General features: G+C 63.6%; 16 protein-coding genes. All 16 read right to left on the bottom strand.

The window, feature by feature from the left end; translation table 11 throughout:
- Window positions 1-16 precede the first annotated feature (16 nt).
- Window positions 17-1,339, bottom strand: a complete 1,323-nt coding sequence (locus A2Z13_00930) for a homoserine dehydrogenase (protein OGP76400.1) — start codon at window positions 1,337-1,339, stop codon at window positions 17-19.
- On the bottom strand, window positions 1,336-2,541 hold the full coding sequence (locus A2Z13_00925) for an alanine transaminase (GenBank protein OGP76399.1): 1,206 nt from the start codon (window positions 2,539-2,541) through the stop codon (window positions 1,336-1,338). Before A2Z13_00925 ends, A2Z13_00930 begins: the two co-directional genes overlap by 4 nt.
- Before the next feature lie 174 nt (window positions 2,542-2,715).
- A complete protein-coding gene (locus tag A2Z13_00920; protein ID OGP76398.1) occupies window positions 2,716-4,800 on the bottom strand; it encodes an ATP-dependent DNA helicase RecG in 2,085 nt (694 codons plus the stop codon).
- A gap of 6 nt (window positions 4,801-4,806) precedes the next feature.
- On the bottom strand, window positions 4,807-8,064 hold the full coding sequence (locus A2Z13_00915; GenBank protein OGP76397.1) for a carbamoyl phosphate synthase large subunit: 3,258 nt from the start codon (window positions 8,062-8,064) through the stop codon (window positions 4,807-4,809).
- Window positions 8,064-8,969, bottom strand: a complete 906-nt coding sequence (locus tag A2Z13_00910) for a hypothetical protein (protein OGP76396.1) — start codon at window positions 8,967-8,969, stop codon at window positions 8,064-8,066. Before A2Z13_00910 ends, A2Z13_00915 begins: the two co-directional genes overlap by 1 nt.
- Window positions 8,970-9,040: 71 nt before the next feature.
- A complete protein-coding gene (locus tag A2Z13_00905; protein OGP76435.1) occupies window positions 9,041-10,189 on the bottom strand; it encodes a carbamoyl phosphate synthase small subunit in 1,149 nt (382 codons plus the stop codon).
- Window positions 10,182-11,486, bottom strand: a complete 1,305-nt coding sequence (locus A2Z13_00900) for a dihydroorotase (GenBank protein ID OGP76395.1) — start codon at window positions 11,484-11,486, stop codon at window positions 10,182-10,184. The genes A2Z13_00905 and A2Z13_00900 overlap by 8 nt, the downstream gene beginning before the upstream one ends.
- The gene (locus A2Z13_00895) at window positions 11,473-12,405 is read right to left on the bottom strand and encodes an aspartate carbamoyltransferase (GenBank protein OGP76394.1); all 933 of its coding nucleotides are present in this window, start codon (window positions 12,403-12,405) and stop codon (window positions 11,473-11,475) included. The genes A2Z13_00900 and A2Z13_00895 overlap by 14 nt, the downstream gene beginning before the upstream one ends.
- 4 nt (window positions 12,406-12,409) lie before the next feature.
- Window positions 12,410-12,970: a bifunctional pyr operon transcriptional regulator/uracil phosphoribosyltransferase gene (locus A2Z13_00890; protein OGP76393.1), complete on the bottom strand. Its 561-nt coding sequence runs from the start codon at window positions 12,968-12,970 to the stop codon at window positions 12,410-12,412.
- Window positions 12,971-13,158: 188 nt separating this feature from the next.
- Window positions 13,159-13,830: a signal peptidase I gene (locus tag A2Z13_00885; protein ID OGP76392.1), complete on the bottom strand. Its 672-nt coding sequence runs from the start codon at window positions 13,828-13,830 to the stop codon at window positions 13,159-13,161.
- Between the two features lie 27 nt (window positions 13,831-13,857).
- Complete coding sequence (locus A2Z13_00880) at window positions 13,858-15,657, bottom strand: elongation factor 4 (protein OGP76391.1); 1,800 nt, start codon at window positions 15,655-15,657, stop codon at window positions 13,858-13,860.
- 2 nt (window positions 15,658-15,659) lie between these two features.
- The gene (locus A2Z13_00875; protein OGP76390.1) at window positions 15,660-16,598 is read right to left on the bottom strand and encodes a UDP-glucose 4-epimerase; all 939 of its coding nucleotides are present in this window, start codon (window positions 16,596-16,598) and stop codon (window positions 15,660-15,662) included.
- Window positions 16,598-17,452, bottom strand: a complete 855-nt coding sequence (locus A2Z13_00870; protein ID OGP76389.1) for a dTDP-4-dehydrorhamnose reductase — start codon at window positions 17,450-17,452, stop codon at window positions 16,598-16,600. Before A2Z13_00870 ends, A2Z13_00875 begins: the two co-directional genes overlap by 1 nt.
- A 17-nt stretch (window positions 17,453-17,469) precedes the next feature.
- A complete protein-coding gene (locus tag A2Z13_00865; GenBank protein OGP76388.1) occupies window positions 17,470-19,626 on the bottom strand; it encodes a hypothetical protein in 2,157 nt (718 codons plus the stop codon).
- A complete protein-coding gene (locus A2Z13_00860) occupies window positions 19,623-20,921 on the bottom strand; it encodes a hypothetical protein (protein OGP76387.1) in 1,299 nt (432 codons plus the stop codon). The genes A2Z13_00865 and A2Z13_00860 overlap by 4 nt, the downstream gene beginning before the upstream one ends.
- The gene (locus A2Z13_00855; GenBank protein ID OGP76434.1) at window positions 20,918-21,760 is read right to left on the bottom strand and encodes an acetyl-CoA carboxylase subunit beta; all 843 of its coding nucleotides are present in this window, start codon (window positions 21,758-21,760) and stop codon (window positions 20,918-20,920) included. Before A2Z13_00855 ends, A2Z13_00860 begins: the two co-directional genes overlap by 4 nt.
- Window positions 21,761-21,772: the final 12 nt, after the last annotated feature.

Raw genomic sequence — 21,772 nt, 5'->3', positions numbered from 1 at the left:
GTGGGCGTCCTTTTCCTTAAAGGTTGTTTTCGATCCGGATCATGCGGGTGCGGTCGAGGACGACGGGGAGCCGGTCGGTCTCCGTCAGCGCCGCGCGCATGTCGCTTTCCCTGGCGTGGTGGGTCACGATGACGATCGGAACGGCGCTCTCTTCCTTCCTCCCCTTCTGGATGACCGACGAGATGCTGATGGAGTGGCTCCCTAGCGCACCGGCGATTTTGGACAATACGCCGGGCTTGTCCACGACCTGGAACCGCAGGTAATACTCGGATCGCACGTCGGTGAAGGGAGACACCGCGGCCCTCTCCCCCGGGTCGTGCAGGAAGAACCCGCTGGGGGGGATCCGGCCGACCCCTCCTCCGCGCAGGTTGCGCGCGATCTCGATGACGTCGCTCACCACCGCGGAGGCCGTGGGATACATCCCCGCCCCCTGGCCGTAGAACAGCGCGGAGCCGATGAAGTCGCCCTTCACGTAGATCGCGTTGTTGGCGCCGCCGACGGTGGCCAGAAGGTGATCGGACGGGATCATCGTGGGGTGGACCCGCACCTCGACGCCGTCCCCCTTCTCCTTGGCGATTGCCAGCAGCTTGATCACGTACCCGAATTCGCGCGCGAAGGCGATGTCCAGTGCCGGGACGTCGCGGATCCCCTCGACGAAGATCTCCTTCGGCGACACGTACATGCCGGTGGCGAGCCACACCAGAATGGAGAGTTTGTGCGCGGAGTCGATGCCGTCCACGTCGAACGAAGGGTCCGCTTCCGCCAGTCCGATCTTCTGCGCCTCGGCCAGGACTCCTGCGTATTCCTTCCCCTCGTTGGTCATCCGGCTCAGGATGTAGTTGCAGGTCCCGTTGATGATCCCGTAGATCTCCCGGATGCGGTTCGCGGCCAGCCCCTCCCGCATCGCCCGGATGATGGGGATCCCGCCCCCCACGCTCGCCTCGAACCCCATGTCCACGCCGGCGGCCTGCGCCGCCCGGCCGATCTCGGGCCCGTGCTCGGCGAGGAGCGACTTGTTTGCCGTCACGACGGACTTGCCGTTCCGGATCGCCTCGAGGAGGAAATCCTTGGCGGCGCCGGTCCCGCCGACGAGCTCGATGACGATCTGGACCTCCGGGTCGCGGGCGACCTGGAACCCGTCGGTGGTCAGCACCCCCTCCGGCACCGCCACTCCCCGGTCCCGGGTCATGTCGAGGTCGGCGATCCGCCGGATGCGGAGGGGCGCGCCCACGCGCCGGCGCAGATGCTCCGCGTTCCCCTGCAGCAGCTTCACCGTCCCGGTCCCTATGGTCCCGAACCCGATGATGCCGATGCCGATTTCCTTGGGCCTTTCGATCATTTGGCCTTGACCTTTGCGTGAGCAGGAGCCTGCTGCAGGAGAGCCTTCACGCCGCGGATCGCCTGCCGGATCCGGTGCTCGTTCTCCACGAGAGCGAACCGGACGAATCCCTCCCCGTGCTCGCCGAACCCCACCCCGGGCGAGACGGCTACCTTGGCCTTGGTCAGCAGGAGCTTGGAAAATTCGAGCGACCCAATTGCCGCGAACGGCTCGGGCACGGGCGCCCAGACGAACATCGTCCCCTTCGGCTTGGGGAATTCCCAGCCGATGCGGGCGAAGCCGTCCACCAGGCAGTCGCGCCGCTTCCGGTAGACCTCGACGGCTTCATCGACCACGCGGTGGGGTCCGTTAAGCGCGACCGTGGCCGCCACCTGGATCGCCTGGAACATGCCGTAATCGAGATAGCTCTTGAGCCGGGTGAGCGCCGATACCATCCGCTTGTTCCCGACCACGAACCCGACGCGCCAGCCGGGCATGGAGTACCCCTTGGACATCGAGTACATCTCCACCGCCACGTCCTTCGCTCCCGGAACCTGGAGGATGGAGGGGGCCTTGTACCCGTCGAACACCAGGTCCGCGTAGGCCAGGTCGTGGACCACGAGCATCCCGTGCTCCTTGGTGAATGCCACAACACGTTTAAAAAAGGACAGGTCGACCACCTCCGTCGTCGGGTTGTGGGGGAACGAGATGATCATCACCTTCGGTTTCGGCCAGAGAGTCTTCATGGCGCGCTGGGCGCGGTCCATGAAATCGCCCTCTCCGCTCGTAAGCGATATGTAGCGCACGTCGGCCCCCGCGATGATCACCGAATACGCGTGGATGGGATAGGTGGGGTTCGGCACCATCGCGATGTCCCCGGGCCCCATGATCGCCATCATGAGGTGGGAAATCCCTTCCTTGGCGCCGATCGTGGCGATCGCCTCGGTATCCGGGTCGAGGTCGACGTCGTACTTCCGCTTGTACCACGCGCAGATGGCCTGCCGCAGCTTCGGGATCCCCCGCGAGAGGGAATACCGGTGGTTGCGGGGGTTTCTTGCCGCCTCGATGAGCTTGTCCACGATGTGCTTGGGAGTGGCCAGGTCGGGATTCCCCATCCCGAGGTCGATGACGTCCTCCCCCGCGCGGCGCATTTTCGATTTGAGCTCGGTGACCACCGCAAAAACGTAGGGTGGCAGACGCTTGATCCTTGGGAACTCTTCCATTCGGCTTCTCCCGGAAAGATTAAAGAAGATATCCTAATAAATCGCGGCGGTTAAGTCAATTTCGGCCTCCCGCGACCATATCCTGCGAAACCGTTGCCGGCTGCGCCGCCGGGCCCGGCTCGGAGCGTGCCGACCGCACGGAAAGCGCAGCGACCTCCGTGCGGAAGGGGACCGCTACCCGATGGTGGGAACCGCGGCCTCTTTCGAGGCGATCCAGCGGGCCAGGGCGGCGTGCTCGGGATGCGACAGGCCGGGGTCGCGCACCAGGAGCGCATTGGCGATCTCCCGGGAACGGGAGAGCATCCGAGCGTCCCGGACGATGTCGGAGAAGACGAGGTCGGGGATTCCGGACTGGCGGACGCCGGCGAAATCGCCCGGCCCCCGGATTTTCAAGTCCTCCTCCGCGATCTTGAAGCCGTCCGTGGTCTTCTCCATCACCGACAGACGCGCAACGGCGTCTTCGCCTTGAGGCCCCTCGACGAAGAGGAAACAGACGGAAGGTCGGGTCCCCCGCCCCACCCTGCCGCGGAGCTGGTGCAGCTGGGAAAGCCCGAACCGCTCCGCGTGCTCGATCATCATTACGGTTGCCTCGGGTACGTCGATCCCCACCTCCACGACCGTGGTGGAGACCAGGATCCGGATCTCCCCCTCCTGGAACCGGCGCATCTCCGCGTCCTTTTCCTCTGCCTTCATCCGGCCGTGCAGCAGCCCGACGCCGATCTCGGGGAACGCCTCCCGGACGCGCTCGGCGGTCCTTGTGGCGTCCCGCAGTGTCAGCTTCTCCGACTCCTCCACCAGCGGCAGGACGATGTAGACTCTCCCCCCCTCGGCCAGCTCTTTCCGGACCCTCGCCCAGGCGGATTTCCGATTTTCCTCCCCGACGACCTTCGTCTCGACCGCCGTCCTGCCGGGAGGCATCTCGTCGATGACGGAGACGTCGAGGTCGCCGTACAGGGTCATCGCCAGGGTCCGGGGGATGGGCGTGGCCGTCATGACAAGGAGATGCGGCGCCGTCTTCGCCTTCCCCCGGAGCGCCGCTCGCTGCAACACCCCGAAACGGTGCTGCTCGTCCACAATGCCGAGGCCCAGCCGGTGGAACTCGACCCCCTCCTGGATGAGAGCATGCGTTCCGATGACGATGTGCGCTTCCCCTTCCCGGATCTCCTTTCGGAGGCTTTCCCGCCGCTTCCCCGTGAGGAAGGAGGTGAGAAGGACGATACGGACCGGCAGCCCGCGGCAAAGGGTGAGGAACCGCCGGCAGTGTTGTTCGGCGAGAATCTCGGTGGGTGCCATGAGCGCGGTTTGAGCGCCTTTCCTCCAGGCGACCAGCGCGGCAATCCACGCGACGATCGTCTTGCCGCTTCCCACATCTCCCTGCAGGAGCCGGTGCATCGGGCAGGAGTTGGACAGATCCTTCAGGATTTCGTTCACCACCCGCCTCTGCGCGCCGGTGAGCGTGAACGGGAGCCGGCGCTTGATCTCGTCGACGATCTCCTTGTCCCAATGGAGGGGGATGGCCGCCTCCTTCATCACCCCGGCCCGCCGCTTCGCCATCGCCCACTGGATGTAGAACAGCTCCCCGAAAATGAGCCGCTGCTGCGCGGGCGACGAGAAGGAGAGGAGCGTCGAAGCGTCGGCGCCGGGAGGAGGGAAATGCAGGGTGGCCAGCGATTCGTGGATCGGCGGGACACCTGCTTCCTCGAGCATCCACCGGGGGAAGAACTCCTTGACGGCCGAAGCGTAATGCTGGACCACTTCCCATTGGATCCTGCGGAGGACGCGCGGGGGGAGCCCTTCCACCTCCGGGTACACTGGAACGATCCGCCCGATGTGGACGGGGTCGTGCTCTTCTGCCTTCCCGAGAATCTCCGGGTGATGCATTTCGGGCTGGAACTGGAAGAACCGGACGGTCCCGCAGAAGATAACGGTTTCCCCGACTTTGAACCTTTCCTTCAGCGAGGGGTGGTAATGGAACCACTTGGCGGAAAGACGGCCGGTACCGTCGGAAAGGACGACCTCGAAAACCTTTGCCCCCCCGAATTTCCGATGGCCCCCATGAACCCCGACGACAGTCCCCTTCACCGGCACGGTCATGCCCGGTTTGAGCGCCCGCAGCGGGAGGAGCTGCCGCCGGTCCTCGTAGCCTTTGGGAAAGAAAAAGAGGGCGTCCTGGGGGGTGCGGATCCCGCGGGACGCCAGCCTCTCCGCAAACCTGGGGCCCACTCCTTTTACGAACTGGATGGAGGGGATGTCCGTCACTGTCGTTTATCGGCCGTGGTACTCTTGCAGGCTGCGGACGGAGAGGTCTTCCCGGATGAGGTGAGAGATGGCGTGTGCCACCGCCCGCGCAGCGGCAAGCGTCGTGAAGTACGGGATGTTGTAAACGAGTGCCGTGCGCCGGATGTAGAACGAGTCGGCCTTGGACTGCGCGCCGAGCGGCGTGTTGATCACCAGTGCGATCTCCCCGTTCTTGATCAGGTCGGCGACGTGGGGACGCCCTTCGTTGATCTTGAGGACGGTTTCCGCGGGGATGGCGTTACGGGTCAGAAATTCCGCCGTTCCGCCCGTCGCAACGATGTTGAAACCCGCCTCGTGAAGCATCCGAGCTGCCGGAAGGACCCCGTTCTTGTCTTCGTCCCTCACGCTGATGAACGCCTTGCCGGCCCGGGGGAGCATCATCCCCGCGGCAATCTGTGCCTTCGCGAACGCCTTGCCGAAATTCGTGTCGATCCCCATCACCTCGCCCGTCGATTTCATCTCGGGGCCCAGGATCGTGTCCACGTCGGGGAACTTGATGAAGGGGAACACCGATTCCTTGACGCTGATGTGCAGCGGGGTCACGTCTTCCGTGAATCCCAGATCCTCGAGCTTCCTCCCCGCCATCACCTTCGCCGCGAGCTTGGCCAGCGGCACCCCGATCGCCTTGCTGACGAACGGGATGGTGCGCGAAGCGCGGGGGTTCACCTCCAGGATGTAAATCTCCCCTTTCTGGATGGCGAACTGGACGTTCATCAGCCCCACGACGCGGAGCTCCTTCGCGAGCGCCTTCGTCTGTCGAGCGATCTCCCGAACAGCCTCCCCGGAGATGGAGTGCGGCGGCAGGGAGCAGGCGGAATCCCCCGAGTGGACCCCCGCCTCCTCGATGTGCTCCATGATCCCCCCGATGACCACCGTGTCCCCGTCCGCGATCGAGTCGACGTCGATCTCGATGGCGTCCTCCAGGAACTTGTCGATGAGGACCGGCCGTTCCTCGGACGCTCGCACCGCATGGGTGAGGTATTTCCGCAGCCCCTCTTCGTCGTGGACGATCTCCATCGCCCTGCCGCCCAGGACGTACGACGGACGGAGGAGCACCGGGTAGCCGATCCTCGACGCGATCCCCACCGCCGCCACCATGGAGCGGGCGATCCCGTTCGGGGGCTGCCGAAGCTTGAGGAGGTCCAGCAGATCCTTGAACCGTTCCCGGTCCTCGGCACGGTCGATGCTGTCCGGGGAGGTCCCCAGGATCGGCACTCCTTCCTTTTCCAGGGGAACCGCGAGTTTTAAGGGGGTCTGCCCGCCGAACTGGACGATGACGCCTTCCGGTTTCTCCTCCTCGATGATGGCGAGGACGTCCTCCTTGGTGAGCGGCTCGAAGTAGAGGCGGTCGGAGGTGTCGTAGTCGGTGGAGACGGTCTCGGGGTTGCAGTTGACCATGATCGTCTCGAACCCCTCTTCCCGGAGCGCAAAGGAACCGTGCACGCAGCAGTAGTCAAATTCGATCCCCTGGCCGATCCGGTTGGGGCCGCCCCCCAGGATGACGATCTTCTTCCTGCCGGTGGGCCGCGCCTCGTCCTCCGCGTCATAGGACGAATAGAGATAAGGCGTGAAGGCCTCGAACTCCGCGCCGCAGGTGTCGACCCTTTTGAATGCCGGCTTCAAACCCGCGCGCAGGCGTAGCCTCCGGACCGCGTCCTCGCCGATCCCCGCGAGTTTTCCCAGGCGCCGGTCGGAAAATCCGAACGACTTGGCTCGCGCCAACAGCGACCCGGCCTCCGGGGGGACGTCTGTCCGGCCCGCCGCGGAGCGCAGCTCTGCGGCATCGCCGCGGAGTTCGCTCTCCGCTGCGATGATCTGCCGGATGTTTTCGAGAAACCAGACGTCGATCCCGGTGATCCGGGAGATTTCCTCGACCTTCCGGCCTTCCCGGATCGCTTCCCCGATGTAGAGGAGCCGCTGCGAATTGGGCTTCCGAAGCTTCTCCTCGATGATCTTCCGGCGGGAGGAAGCGCTCGTTGCGTCGGTGGGAAGTACCTCCTCGAACCCGTACACGCCGATCTCGAGAGATCGGAGCGCTTTCTGGAGCGACTCCTTGAAGGTCCGCCCGATCGCCATCACCTCCCCCACCGACTTCATTTGCGTGCCCAGGAGGTCCTGCGTCTGGGGAAACTTCTCGAAGGTGAAGCGCGGAATCTTCGTCACCACGTAGTCGATCGTCGGCTCGAAGGAGGCCGGCGTCTCCCTCGTGATGTCGTTGCGGATCTCGTCGAGGGAATAGCCGACGGCGAGTTTCGCGGCGATCTTGGCGATCGGGAACCCGGTCGCCTTGGAGGCCAGGGCCGAGGAGCGGGACACGCGCGGGTTCATCTCGATCACCACCATCTCTCCCGTGTCGGGATGGACGGCGAACTGGATGTTGCTCCCCCCCGTGTCGACGCCGATCTCCCGGATGATGCGCAGCGCAGCGTTTCGCATCAACTGGTACTCCTTGTCGGTCAGCGTCTGCGCGGGGGCCACGGTGATGGAGTCCCCGGTATGAACGCCCATCGGGTCGAGGTTCTCGATCGAGCAGATGATGACCACGTTGTCCTTGAGGTCGCGCATCACCTCGAGCTCGAACTCCTTCCAGCCGATGACGGACTGCTCGACCAGGACCGTGCGCTTCGGGGATGCGTCCAGTGCCCAGCGGATCGCGTCCTCGTACTCCTCCCGGTTGTATGCGATGCCGGCGCCCGTCCCTCCGAGGGTAAAGGAAGGACGAAGGATGGCCGGGTAGCCGATTTCCGGAATGATCTTGAGCGCCTCCTCCAGCGACTTGACGTATCCCGAGCGCGGCACGATCAAACCGAGCTTCTCCATCGCCCTCCGGAACTGGTCGCGATCCTCGGCCTTCTGGATCGCATCGAAGCTCGCGCCGATGAGATCGACGCCGTATTTCTGCAGGATCCCCATTTCATGGAGAGACACGGCGATGTTCAGGCCCGTCTGCCCGCCGATCGTCGGCAGGAGGGCGTCCGGCCGCTCGCGCGCGATGATCTTCCCGACCATTTCGGGGGTGATCGGCTCGATGTAGGTGCGGTCGGCGAATTCCATGTCGGTCATGATCGTCGCCGGGTTGCTGTTCACGAGCACGACCGTGTACCCTTCCTCCTTGAGGGCCTTGCACGCCTGCGTCCCGGAATAGTCGAACTCGCAGGCCTGGCCGATGATGATCGGCCCGGAGCCGATCAGCATGATCTTCCGGATGTCCGTCCGTTTGGGCACTAGATCTCCTGGATGAACACGTTGGTGAGGTCCAGCCGCTGCGCGGCCTCGATGGCGCGTCCGTATTCGTCCACCGAAAGTTTTCGTCCGAAGCCCGCCACGCCCTTTGCACGGTGGGCCGGGAAATACTGCCCCATCAGGGAGATCGGGATGCGCCTTCCGTATTCCCTGCGGAGAAACGCCAGTACCCGCTCCGTCTCTTCCCCCCTCTCCGGAAGGACCAGGTGCCGGATGAGCACGCCCTGGCTTGCGAACCCGTTCCTGCCTTTTTGCAGGGGACCGACCTGGCGCAGCATTTCCGCGATGGCCCGGAGATTGTGGATCCCGTAATCGGGTGCCCCGGACGCCCGGCCCGACAGCTCCTCCGACCGGTACTTCATGTCCGGCAGGTAGATGTCGACGACCCCATCCAGGAGGGAGAGCGCCTCCATCGAATCGTAGCCGCCGGTGTTGTAGACGACGGGAAGCGAGAATCCCTTTTCCCTGGCGGCCAGGATCGCGCCGATGAGCTGCGGCACGTGGGGTGTCGGCGTCACGAAGTTGACGTTGTGAACCCCTTTCCTCTCCAGCAACAGGAGGCGGTCACCGAGTTCCCCTGTTGTCATCCGCTTTCCCACGCCCATTTGGCTGATCGGATAGTTCTGGCAGAAGAGGCACGTCATGTTGCAGTGACTGAAGAACACCGTGCCCGAGCCCCGGACGCCCGAGATCGGGGGCTCCTCGCCGTGGTGCACGGAGACGGCGGCCACCGTGGCGCCGCCGTCCGCACCGCAGAACCCGACCTCCCCGGCCAAACGGTCGACACCGCAGACCCGCGGGCAGAGCCGGCAGCTCCGGAGCGACTCGAACGACTGCTCGCATCGCGCACGGAGTTCTGAAATTCGGGTTTTCAATGCTCTTCGCACTCCCTCTTCCGTACCCCCCTTCGGCTATGCCGGACTTGCCCGCGGCGTGGGCCTTCCGCAGTGGCGGCGCTTCAGAGATCCTCTTCTCCCGTCAGGGTGCGGTAGAACCGCGTGAACAGATACCGGGAGTCGTGGGGCCCGGGGGAGGCCTCGGGGTGATACTGCACGGAGAAACAGCGGCGCGACGGGACGGCGAGACCCTCCACCGTCTGATCGTTCAAATTGACGTGGGTGATTCTGGCCGTGGTCCCAAGGGAGCCGGGATCCACAGAAAAGTTGTGGTTCTGGCTGGTGATCTCGACCCTGCCCGTGGCAAGGTCCGACACCGGCTGGTTGCAGCCGTGATGGCCGAACTTCAGCTTGAAGGTCCTACCCCCCAGGGCCAGCCCCATGATCTGGTGGCCGAGGCAGATGCCGAACATCGGGAGTTTGCCGAGGAGCCCGCGAACCGCTTCGATCGCGTAGGGAACCCCCTCCGGATCGCCCGGGCCATTGGAGAGGAAGATCCCGTCGGGTTTCCTTGCAAGGATCTGCTCCGCGGTCGCGGTCGCGGGAACCACCGTCACGTCGAACCCGTGGGAAACCAACATCCGCAGGATATTCTGCTTGATACCGTAATCGACTGCGACGATCCTGGGGATCCATCCGAACCGGCTGCGGTACTCGGAAGCGGGGAGGTATCCTTTTTCCAGGTCCCAGTCCCCCGTGTCCCAATGCACCTCCCGGTCCGTGGTGACTTCCTTGACGAGGTCGCGCCCGACGATCGAGGGGAGGTCCCTGGCTTTTTGCACAAGCCGCCGCTCGTCCTGGTCGATGGAGGAGATAACCCCCATCTGGGAGCCGCGGTCCCGCAGGAGCCGGGTCAGCGCCCGGGTGTCGATCCCCGCGATCCCGCAGATGTGGTACCGGCGCAGGTACCCGTCGAGGGTCTCCACGTGGCGCCAGTTCGAGGGGAGCCGCCAGGCTTCCCGGACGATGAACCCCTCCACCCAGGGGCGGTTCGATTCGACGTCTTCCGGGTTGATGCCGGTGTTACCGATTTCCGGGTAGGTCATCGTGACGATCTGGCCCTTGTAGGAGGGATCGGTGAGCACCTCCTGGTACCCGGTCATCGCGGTGTTGAAGACCACTTCCCCGCCGCACTCCCCTTCGAACCCGAAGGTTCCTCCCCGGAAGACGGTTCCGTCGGCCAGGGCGAGGATCGCCTTCTTCTCAGACATCTGCGGCAACTTCTGCGAGAAGGGAGTGGGTAACGCGTCCTCCATGGACCGTGGCGACCGCCCGTCCCCGGAGCTTCCACCCGAAGAACGGGCTGTTCCTGGATTTCGAGCGGACGTCGGCTTCCCTGTATTCCCATTCCACGTCCGGATCGATGACCGTGACGTCGGCGTCCGCCCCCTTCCGCAAGGATCCCTTCCCGGAGAGCTTGAGGATCCGCGCGGGATTGGAGCACAACAGCTCGACGATCCGGGCCGGCGTCATCTTGCCGCCCGCAAGGAGGCCGAGGGAAAGAGGGAGGGCCGTCTCCAGCCCGATGATCCCGTTGGCGGCTGCGATGAATTCGCATCGCTTCACATAGTCCTCGTGGGGGGCGTGGTCGCTGGCGATGACATCGATCGTCCCGTCGATGAGCCCGGAAAGGACGGCCATCCGGTCCTCTTCCCCGCGCAACGGCGGGTTCATCTTGGCGTTCGTGTTGTACCCTTCGAGCGAAGCGTCGGTCAGCGTGAAGTAGTGGGGAGCGGTTTCCCCCGTTACCGCAACCCCCGCCCTCTTGCCCATGCGGAGCAGGTCCACTCCCATCTTCGTGCTGATGTGCTGGATATGGAGTTTTCCCCCGGTCTGCCGCGCCAGGAGGATGTCCCTCGCGATGGCCACCTCCTCGGCGGCCGAGGGGATGCCCGGGATGCCCAGCTTGTGGGCCATCCACCCCTCGTGCGCCGCGCCGTCCCTGCAGAGCTCGGCGTCTTCGGCGTGAGAAAGGATCAAAAGATCGAACGCCTTTGCGTACTCGAGCGCCCGCCGCATCAACAGCGCGCTCTCGACCGGCTTCCCGTCGTCGGAAAACGCCACCGCCCCCGCATCGGCAAGCTCTGCGAAGTCGGACATCTCCTTTCCTCCCATCCCCCTCGTAACGGCGGCCACCGGGAAAACGTCGGCCGCGCCATTCCTCTCCGCCGTTTCCCGGATGTACCGGGTGACCTCGGGATGGTCGTTGACCGGCTTCGTGTTCGCCATGCAGGCAACGGAGGAGAACCCTCCCGCTGCCGCGGCTTTCGTGCCCGTGCGGATGTCCTCCTTCCACTCATACCCCGGGTCCCTCAGGTGGACGTGCATGTCGATCAACCCCGGGACCACCCACTTCCCCGAGGCGTCGATCACGCTTCCCTTGAACCCCTTCGGAGTCTGGTCTCCCGGGATGAAGTCCTTCACCTTGCCGTTCTCGAGGACGATGCTCCCGGTCTCGTCGCGCTTGCCGGCCGGATCGATGACCCGTCCGCCCTTAATGAGAAGCATCGTGCCCTCCCGCAAGAAGGTAGAGGAGCGCCATCCGGACGGCGACGCCCGACTCCACCTGGTTCAGGATCCTGGATTGCGCGCTGTCGGCCAGTTCGTCGGAAAGTTCCACCCCCCGGTTGATGGGTCCGGGGTGCAGGATCACCGCATCGCCCTTTGCGAGGGAAAACAGGCTCCGGTTCAATCCGAACATCCTCGAATATTCCCGGAGGGATGGGAAATATGCGGTCTTTTGCCGTTCCAGTTGGATCCGCAGCATCATCACGACGTCGGCGTCCTTTACCGCCTCCCGGATGTCATAAGTGACCCTTGCCCCGGTCCGCTCCATCTCTTTCGGGACCATGGTGGGCGGTCCGCAGAGCCACAGTTTCGCGCCCATCCTCCCCAGCGAATGCAGATTCGAACGCACAACCCTGCTGTGCAATATATCTCCTATTATTGAAATTTTAAGACCAAGTACTTTACCTTTTGCCTTAAGTATAGTGTAAAGGTCCAGAAGCCCTTGGGAGGGATGCTCGTTGGCCCCGTCGCCGGCATTGATGATCGAGCAGGAGACGAAGCGGGACAGAAAATGAGCGGCTCCCGAAGCGGGGTGGCGAATAATGAGGATGTTCGGCTTCATCGCCTCGATGTTTTTCGCGGTGTCCAGGAGCGTCTCGCCCTTGGAGACGCTCGAGGTCGCCGAGCTGAAATTGATTACGTCGGCGGACAACCGCTTCCCCGCAATCTCGAACGAGGTCCGCGTCCGCGTGCTGGCCTCGAAAAAGAGGTTCACCGCGGTCTTGCCGCGAAGCGCCGGGACCTTCTTGATGTCCCGGGTCAGCACCTCCTCCATCGAGCGGGCCGTGTCGATGACGAATTCCATCTCCTCGACGCGAAAATCGGCAAGGCCCAGCACGTGCCGGCGTTTCCAATCCATGGCGTCACCCCCCCCTTGCCGGTGCGGATTCGTTGAGCAGGACCTTCCAGTCCTCCCGGTTCCCCTGGACCATTACGTCGACGGTCTCGTTCCGGGAGGTGGGGACGTTCCGGCCGACATAATCCGCGCGGATGGGAAGCTCCCGGTGCCCACGATCGATCAGAACCGCCAGCTGGATATTCTTGGGGCGGCCGAAGTCGATCAGGGCGTCCATCGCCGCCCGTATCGTACGTCCCGTGAACAGCACGTCGTCCACGAGGACGACTTTCTTCTCGTCGATCGAAAACGGGATTTCCGTGCGTTTCAGCCGCGGTTGGTATCCTGCGCGCGACAGGTCGTCCCGGTAGAGCGTGATGTCCACGTAGCCGGCAGGAACCTCCAGCCCCTCGATGGCCCGGACTTTCTCCCGGATGAACTTCGACAGCGGCACACCGCCGGACATGATGCCGACCAGAACGAGATCCTCGGCTCCCTTGTTTTTCTCCAGGATCTCGTGGGTCAGGCGGGAGAGGACCCGCTCCATTCCCTTGGCGTCCAGGATGACCTTCTTGCTTGCTTTTTTCATCGCGATGGTCCCTCCGAATTTGGCCGTAATCGGGTTTTTATGGGCAAAAAAAAACCTCCCCGCAAGAGAGGGGAGGCGGCGTGGTCGTCAACGATTGTACATCCTTTGCTAACCTCACGGGATTAGCTTAAAAGGCCTATCCGAATATAACCCCGGTCCCGCCTCCCCGTCAACAGGTTTCGAGGGCCTCAGTGCAGCAGGTGTCCGATGCGGCCCCACCGCACGATCTCGGGGTAGCGCCAGACCTCGGTCCAGCGGACGTCGCGGTTCCAGTCGACGGAAAAGTAGATGAACATCGCCTTCCCGATCACCGCATCCATGTCGACGAACCCCCAGAACCGCGAGTCATAGGACCGATCGCGGTTGTCCCCCATGACGAACAGCTTGCCCGACGGCACTTTGACGGGCGGAAGGTTGTCCCTCGCCCGGATGAATCCGTCGATCGTGTCCCCGTCGGCAAACCGTACGTAGTTTTCCTCCAAGAGCTGCCCGTTGACGAACACCCGTTTCTCCCGGACCTCTACCGTGTCTCCCGGCACCCCGATGGCCCGCTTGATGAAATCCTTGCTCTTGTCCTCGGGGAAAACGAAAACGAGGATGTCCCCCCGCCGGGGGGCGCGGAACCGTAGGACTCGCCCCTTCGTGAACGGGATGTGGTAGCCGTAGAGAAACTTGTTCACGAAGATGTGGTCCCCGATCAGCAGCGTGTCCTCCATGGAACTGGAGGGGATCTTGAACGCCTGGATCACCAGTGTGCGCACGATGAGCGCGATCAACAAGGCGACGGTGAACGCCTCGATGTACTCGCGAACCTTCCCTTTCCGGTCCGCACTGCCTTCCGGGTGGTGCGTTGGTTTCATGGATGTTTTCGACTCCTGGTTTCCATCTTATTCCCTGACCTTGAGGATGGAAAGGAAGGCCTCTTGCGGGATCTCCACCGTACCCACCTGTTTCATCCGTTTCTTCCCTTCCTTCTGCTTCTCGAGGAGCTTTCTCTTCCGGGTGATGTCGCCGCCGTAGCATTTCGAGATCACGTTCTTCCGGATCGCCTTGATGGATTCCCGCGCGATCACCTTCGACCCGATCGCGGCCTGGATGACCACCTCGAACATCTGGCGCGGAATCAGCCTCCGGAGCCGCTCGGTCACGTCCCTTCCCTTCGGGTAGGCATTCTCCCGGTGAACGATCAGGGAGAGGGCGTCCACCTTCTCCCCGTTCAGGAGGATATCGAGGCGGACAAGGTCGGCCCGCCGGAACACGAGGAACTCGTAGTCCATGGAGGCGTAGCCCCGGGAGGCGGTCTTGAGCCTGTCGTAGAAATCGAGGACGATCTCGTTGAGAGGGAGCTCGTACTCGAGGATGACCCGGCTGGAGGAAGCGAACTTCATCTGGCGCTGCACGCCCCGGCGCTCTTCGCACAGCTTGATAATCGCTCCCAGGAACTCCGACGGCAGATGGAGGGTCGCCAGGATGAGCGGCTCCTCGATGTAGTCGAGATCCAGCGGCTCGGGCAGCCTCGCAGGACTGTCCACCTCTTCCACCGACCCATCCTTCTTCACGGCCCGGTACCCGACGGTAGGGGCGGTGGTGATGAGCTCGACCCCGTACTCGCGCTCGAGCCGCTCCTGGATGATTTCCATGTGGAGCAGCCCAAGGAACCCGCACCGGAAACCGAACCCCAGCGCCACGGAGGTTTCCGGCTCGGCGGTGAACGAGGCGTCGTTCAGCCGAAGCTTTTCAATGGCGGTCCGCAGCTGGCCGTATTCGTCGGAGACCACGGGATAGACGCCGGCAAAGACCATCGGCCTCACGACCTTGAATCCCGGCAGGGGGACCGCGGCGCGTTTCCGCGCGTCGGTGATCGTGTCGCCGACCTTGGTCTCCTTGAGGTCCTTGATGTTGGCGATGACGAATCCCACCTCGCCGGGCCCGAGGGACTCGACCTCCTTCGGGTGAGGGCAGAAGACCCCGACCTTCTGGACCTCGAAGACGTTCCCCGTGGACATGAGAATGATCTTTTGCGCCGTCCGCAGGATCCCGTCGAACATTCGGACGAGGACGATCACCCCCTGATAGTTGTCGAACCACGAGTCGACGATGAGCCCCTTGGAAGGGGCGTCCGGGTCGCCCGTGGGAGGAGGGATCCGCAGGACCACGCGCTCCAGGATCTCCTCGATGCCCACTCCCTTTTTGGCGCTTGCGGCGATGATGTCCTTCGTGTCCAGCCCGATCACGTCCTCGATCTCCCGCTTCACCCGGTCCGGCTCGGCGTTCGGAAGGTCGATCTTGTTCAGGACCAGGAGGATCTCCAGGTTCTGCTCCAACGCCATGTAGACGTTGGCAAGCGTCTGGGCCTCCACCCCCTGCGAGGCGTCCACGACCAGGATCGCCCCCTCGCAGGCGCACAGGCTTCGGGAAACTTCGTAGGAGAAATCGACGTGACCCGGCGTGTCGATCAGGTTCAGGACGTATTCCCTCCCGTCCCGTGTGACGTATCGCATGCGGACGGTCTGGGCCTTGATGGTGATCCCGCGCTCCCGCTCAATGTCCATCTTGTCCAGGAACTGGTCCACCCTCTCGCGCTCGGAGAGCGTGCCCGTAGCCTCCATCAGGCGGTCGGCCAAGGTGGATTTCCCGTGGTCGATGTGGGCGATGACGGAAAAATTGCGGATGTGCTCGATGCGCATGCTTACCACGTGCCGGTGTTTCGGATTTTTTCGCGGAAGAAATCCAGCGTAGAGGCGAGTCCTTCCTCCAACGACACTTCAGGATACCATCCCAGTTCGTAGGCCGCCATCCTGTTTTCCAGACAGGAGCGCCGCTGCTCCCCCGGCATGGCCGTGCCGTGGACCTCCTCCTGCCGGCTGCCCGCAAGATCCCGGAGGATGCGGAAGACCGTGTTGACGTTCGTCTCGACGCCGGTCCCGATGTTCACGGAGAGCCCGTCACCGCGTTCCAGGGCCGCCAGGTTCGCTCGGACCACGTCGCCGACGTAGACGAAATCCCGCGTCTGCTCCCCGTCGCCGTTCACGACGGCCATCTGCCCCCGCAGCAGCCGCTCGGCGAAGATGGCGACGACGCCGGCCTCCCCGTGGGGATCCTGTCGCGGGCCGTACACGTTGGAGTAGCGAAGCGCGGTGTACTCGAGACCGTACTGGACGCGGTAATAGTTCAGGTACAGCTCCACGGACATCTTGGCAGCGCCGTAAGGGCTGACGGGACGGATCGGATGGCTCTCCTCTGCGGGAAACTGTTCCTGTTCTCCGTATCCGGCGCCCCCCGAAGAGGCGAAGAGAAATTTCCGGACGCCATGCTGCCTCGCCGCCTCCAGGAGGCGGATCGAGCCGAGGATGTTGACCTGGGCGTCGAACTGCGGGTCCGCAACGGAAGCCCGCACGTTGATCTGCGCCGCGTGGTGGTTGATGATCTCGGGGCGGAAGGTCCGTACCGCCTCCACGGCGGTGTCCGAGGTCACGTCGCAGAGGACGAACCGGGCGGAGGCGGGGGCATATTCCTTTTTCCCCGAGGAGAGGTTGTCGATCACCATCACTTCGTGTCCGCGTGCGACACAAGCGTCAGCGACATGGGATCCGATGAACCCTGCTCCCCCTGTGATCAGGATGCGCATTACCCGGCGATCCCCCCTTCGTAGGTATTTTTCAGGAATTCCGTCACGGCATCCTCCCAGCGCCTCGGGGTGTCTCCCGTGACGGTGCGATATTTCTCCTTATTGAGAACGGAATAGGCCGGGCGAGGTGCGGGGTACAGCAGCTCCGCGGCAGGGACGGGGGTAATGGAAACCGGCTCCGGGCAGGCATGCGCAAGAAGGAACGCGGCAAATTCATACCACGTGGTCTCTCCTTCGTTCGAGAAGTGAAAGGTCCCCCGTGCGCCGGCGTCCAGCAACCGCTTCGTGGCCGCCGCCAGGTCGCGCGCAAAGGTCGGGCACCCTTTCTGGTCGGAGACGACGCGGAGCGGCTCCCCTCGTCTCGCCTTGTCCAGGATGGCGAAGACGAAATTCCCGCCGTGCGGGCCGTACAGCCACTGCGAACGGATGAGCAGGTGTTCCGGCATCTCCGTCCTCAACGCCTCTTCAGCCGCCCACTTGCTCCTTCCGTAGGCGGACAGGGGGCGCGCGACATCGTCCTCCGCGTACGGGCGGGAGGAGTTCCCGTCGAAAACATAATCGGTTCCGAAGGTCACCAGGAAGGCGCCGTGCTCGCGGCACTCGCGGGCCACGTTCCGGGTGCCGTCGCGGTTCACGGCAAGGGCCCTCGCCTCCTCGCTTTCCGCCCTGTCGACCGCCGTGTACGCTGCGCAATGCAGGACGACATGGGGGCGGAACCCCCCGACGGCCCTTCTGCACTCCATGGGACTCGTGACGTCGCACTCCCTTTCGTCGGTTGGGCGCACCTCGTGCTCCTTGTGGAAGAGGTCGAACAATTCCCTCCCCAGCAGGCCGTTCGCGCCGGTGATGAGCATCCTTCGCTTCAACTTTCCTAGTTCCCGATCGTCCCGATCCCCTTCAGAGAGAAGAGGAGCTTGTAGCTGCTTTCGTCGGGCCTCGTCTTGCGGCCGGCTTCCAGCCCGACGCTCCAGCAATCGCTGCGCGGGTAAAGGGTGAGCGTGGCCTTGCCTTCGGTCAACTCCTTATTCTTCATAGAATAATTCACGTTGGTCTTCAATCCTAGAACCCTGTGCAGCCGCACCGCAAAGAGGCCGTTGACATCCTCGGCAAGATCTCGCGATTTCCGGTATTCGAGGAGTGCCCGGCTTTCCTCCGTCTGCTTCCACTCCCCTCCGATCGCCGCGGTGGTGAATTTTCCCGGACCCGCGTCGAACAACGTCTCTCCAGAGACGATCCATTTCGGGGCGGGCCGCACCTGGAACCGGGTATAGATGTCGGAGGCCGCTTGCCGGCCCGTCGACCGTCCCGCAGCGAGGTCGATCTGGTCCCGCAGCGACCTGACGAAGGGCGCCAAGGGGTCGATATAAGGAGACCCCGTGGGTTTTCTCTCTCCCACGTCCAGCGCCCACTCCACCGAGAGGAAAGCAATCTCATGTGGTCCCGTTACATTGTCGACCCGCAGGAGCCTCTGGGTCACGGAAAAAGTGAACTGCTGCTGTTCGCCGACGCGGGACCATTCGTCCGTGAGGGGGATGGCTTTCTGGTCAACCGCCGGGATCCAGTGGAACGAGGTGGTCGTTTGAACCGCGTGGATCAGCCGGGTCCCGGCGACCCCCTCGAAATTCCTTCGGAAATCGGCTTCCAGCTTTCCCCCACCGCCGGGAAGAACCCTCCCTTCCTTCTCGGCGCCGGTTTCGCTCGATGCGGGGTACGAGCCCAGCATGTCGACGGAAAGGTAGGGAGTGAACGTGACCGATGGGTATAAGGTATAGGTTCGCGAGATTTCCGCGTACCCCCTTCCTCGCAGCTCGCGATCCCCGACACGTCGATAGAAGTAGGTCGCGCTCATCTCCCCACTGGCTTCGATCGCCGTCTTGCCAAACGTCCGGGGAAGGAAGGTCAATGAAAATTCGGGCAGTCGCTGAACCGTGTTGTCGTCGGGTGTTCCCTGCACGTCGTTGACATAGACCGCGGACATCGCCGCCACGCTCTGCTCGGATCCGTAAGCGAGGAACCCCCTGGAAGGAACGTGCCTTCCCGTCCTCAGGATGTCGTCATCGACCAGGTTGACGTAATACAGGTCGTCGGAAGCCAGGTCCCACTTGACGTTCGAGGTGAAGCTTCCTCCGTCCCGGTACGTACTGATCCCGTTGAGCCGGTACCGGTCGTGATCCGCCTTCTTGTCATGAAAGAACGATGCGTACGCCTTGCCCTCCGAGGTGGGATTCAGGATATACCGGTACTCGACTTCCGGCCGAAAACCCCGCCGGCTCATGTCCTCGATCGTGAGGGTCGCGTCGCTCCACCGGTTGATCGCCCAGTAGTACGGCAGCTGGAAGGAGGTTCCCTTCGTCCCGCTGCTGGAAAAGCTCGGCATCAGGAAACCGCTCTGTCGGCTAAGCTTTACGGGAAACGCCGCCCACGGCAGCCAGAGGACGGGGACTCCGCGGACCTTGAACGTCACGTCCTTTCCGACGGCGTAGCCGTCCATGGTGACCTGCGATCGCCTCACTTCGAACTTCCAGTCGGGCTCCGGGTCGCAGGGGCAGGTCGTGAGGGTCCCTTTCTGAATCCGGAAGGTTCTTCCCCCGGTCTTCTCGAACCTTTCGCTGGAGATCTGATAATTGTTGTTGCTAAGGAGTATGGTTCCGTTGTACAGGACCCCGAGCTCGGTATCGATGTTCAGGACGATACGGTCGAAGGAGAACTCGTCTCCGGCGTCCTTGTAATGAACCCGCCCGATCAGCTCCGCCTCGCCGCTTCGGGAATCGTATCGGATGCGGTCCGCACGGATGCTCCGGTTGCCGAATCCGATCTCGACGTTTCCCTCGGCGTAGGCGACCCCCGTATTGTCGTCGTATGCAAGCGAGTCCGCGTTCAGGGTCACGGGCCCGCCGAGCAGGACTTCGGAGCCGGTGCGCGCTTTGGTAAGCATCCCTCCGGGGATGGCGGTCGCCGCGGACGCGGGAACTGCGAATGGAAGGAAAAGAAGGAGGATTGCAGCCGCGCGTACCGAACCGATGTTCACGGTAATCCCCCGACGCGGGCCCGGAACGCCTCCCCCACCGCGGCCAGAGAACCGCAAACGATCACCATCCCACCGGGGCCAGCCCACTGCCGGGCGATCTCCCACCCCTCCCGGAAACCGGATCCTTGCCGCGCCTGGAACTTCCTTTTCCTGCAGGCGGCGGCAAGTTCCCCCAGCGCAGCCGCACGTTCGTGTTCCATGGGATAAACGACCCATCCATCCACGACTCCGGATAGCTCCCGCAGGAACCCGGACAGATCCTTGTCCCCGAGCATGCTCCAGAGCGCGATGATCCCGGTGAACTTTCCGCTCGACTTCATCTTCACCAGTTCGCGCGCCAGGGCCCGGGCGGCCTGGGGGTTGTGCGCTCCGTCCGTCCATACTCTACGGTTTTTTCTCCCCGGCAACGGGGAGAACCGTCCGGGCCAGCGGGCGCAGGCGATCCCCTCTCTCGCCGCGTGCCGGAAGTCTTCCACCGACATCCCTCTATTCGAAGCCCATCGCCAAGCAGCGGCGCAGGCAAGCGCCGCGTTGTCGCGTTGAAAATCGCCGTCCATTCCTGGACGATTTTCGGGGATCGTGAGCCCGGGCAGATGGATGCGGATGCGCCTATTGCCGCAATCTTCCCAACGGAAATGACGCCCCAATTCCCAGACCGGTGCTCCTATCTCCTCCGCCTTTCGGACGGCGACACCGCGCGCGGCGGACGCCAGCCGGCCCAAGAGGACCGGGACCCCGGGTCGAAAGATCCCCGTCTTCTCGGCGGTGATTTCCCGGATCGTTTTCCCGAGCCACTCCCTGTGGTCGATTCCCACGGTCGTGATGACGGAAATCTCCGGCACGCAGGCATTCGTTGCGTCCCAACGGCCCCCAAGCCCCGCTTCCATGACCACCAGGGGCGCCTTTCTCCTCCGGAACCAGTCGCACGCCGCCCAGGTCATCTCCTCGAAATAGGAAAGCATGCCGCCGCAGGCTTCCGCCACCTCGCGCGACAGCACCGATGCCCTCCGGAGCGCATGGTGCAGCGATTCGGCGGGGATGTTCTCGCCGTCGATGCGGATCCTCTCCTCGGGGGAAAGGAGATGGGGGGAAGTATACAGCCCAACCGGTCCCGCAGGCAGCCGCCGGAGGATCGCCTCGAGGAAAGAGGCCGTCGAACCCTTCCCGTTCGTGCCTGCGATGTGAAGAATCCGGAAGGCGCGTTCGGGATGCCCCGACCTCTCGAACGCCGCGAGAATCCGCTCGAGACCCGGCTGGATCGCTTCCGGCCGCCCGGGACCTATCCTTCCCGTCATTTCCCGGGAGGCGCCGTCAGGAACCGGAGAACCTGGGTGAGCGTGGGCTTGAGCCGTGTCCGCTCCACGATGATGTCGATCATCCCGTGCTCGAGAAGGAACTCGGCACGCTGGAACCCCTCCGGCAGTTTCTGCTTGATCGTCTGCTCGATGACCCGCGGCCCGGCGAACCCGATGAGGGCCCCCGGTTCCGAGATGATGATGTCCCCCAGCATGGCGAAGCTCGCCGCGACTCCCCCGGTGGTCGGGTCCGTCAGGACGCTGAGGAACGGAATGCGGGCGTCGGAGAGCTTGGCCAGGGCGGCGCTGGTCTTGGCCATCTGCATGAGGGAGAGCGTCCCCTCCTGCATCCTCGCCCCGCCGGACGCGCTGAAAATGATGAGGGGGCGGGAAAGTTCCTTCGCGGCCTCCGCGGCGACGGCGACCTTCTCCCCCACCACGCATCCCATGGACCCTCCGAGGAACTCGAAGTCGAGGACGGCGAGGACGATGTCGATCCCGTTGATTTTCGCCGCTCCGGTGATGACCGCTTCCTTCCTTCCCGTCTTCTTCTTGGCCTCCTTGAGCCGGTCCGTGTACTTCTTGGTATCGGTAAAGGAAAGCATGTCGACGGATTCGAGGTCCTCGCCGAATTCCTGGAAGGTCCCTTCGTCGGTCACCGCACGGATCCGCTCCATCGCCGGGATGCGGAAATGGTAGTTGCACTTCGGGCAGACATTCAGGTTCCGCTCGACCTCGGGTTTGTAGATGATCTCGAGGCAGGCGTTGCACTTGATCCACATCCCTTCCGGGATCTTGGTCTTCTTTTCCCCTTCTTCCTTTCTGCGGAACAGCCGGATGGGCATCTTTGG

The sequence above is a fragment of the Deltaproteobacteria bacterium RBG_16_64_85 genome, assembly GCA_001798885.1.
Lineage (GTDB): Bacteria > Desulfobacterota > Deferrimicrobia > Deferrimicrobiales > Deferrimicrobiaceae > FEB-35.
The sequence above is the reverse complement of the archived record's forward strand: the minus strand, read 5'-3'. Positions and strand labels throughout refer to the sequence as shown.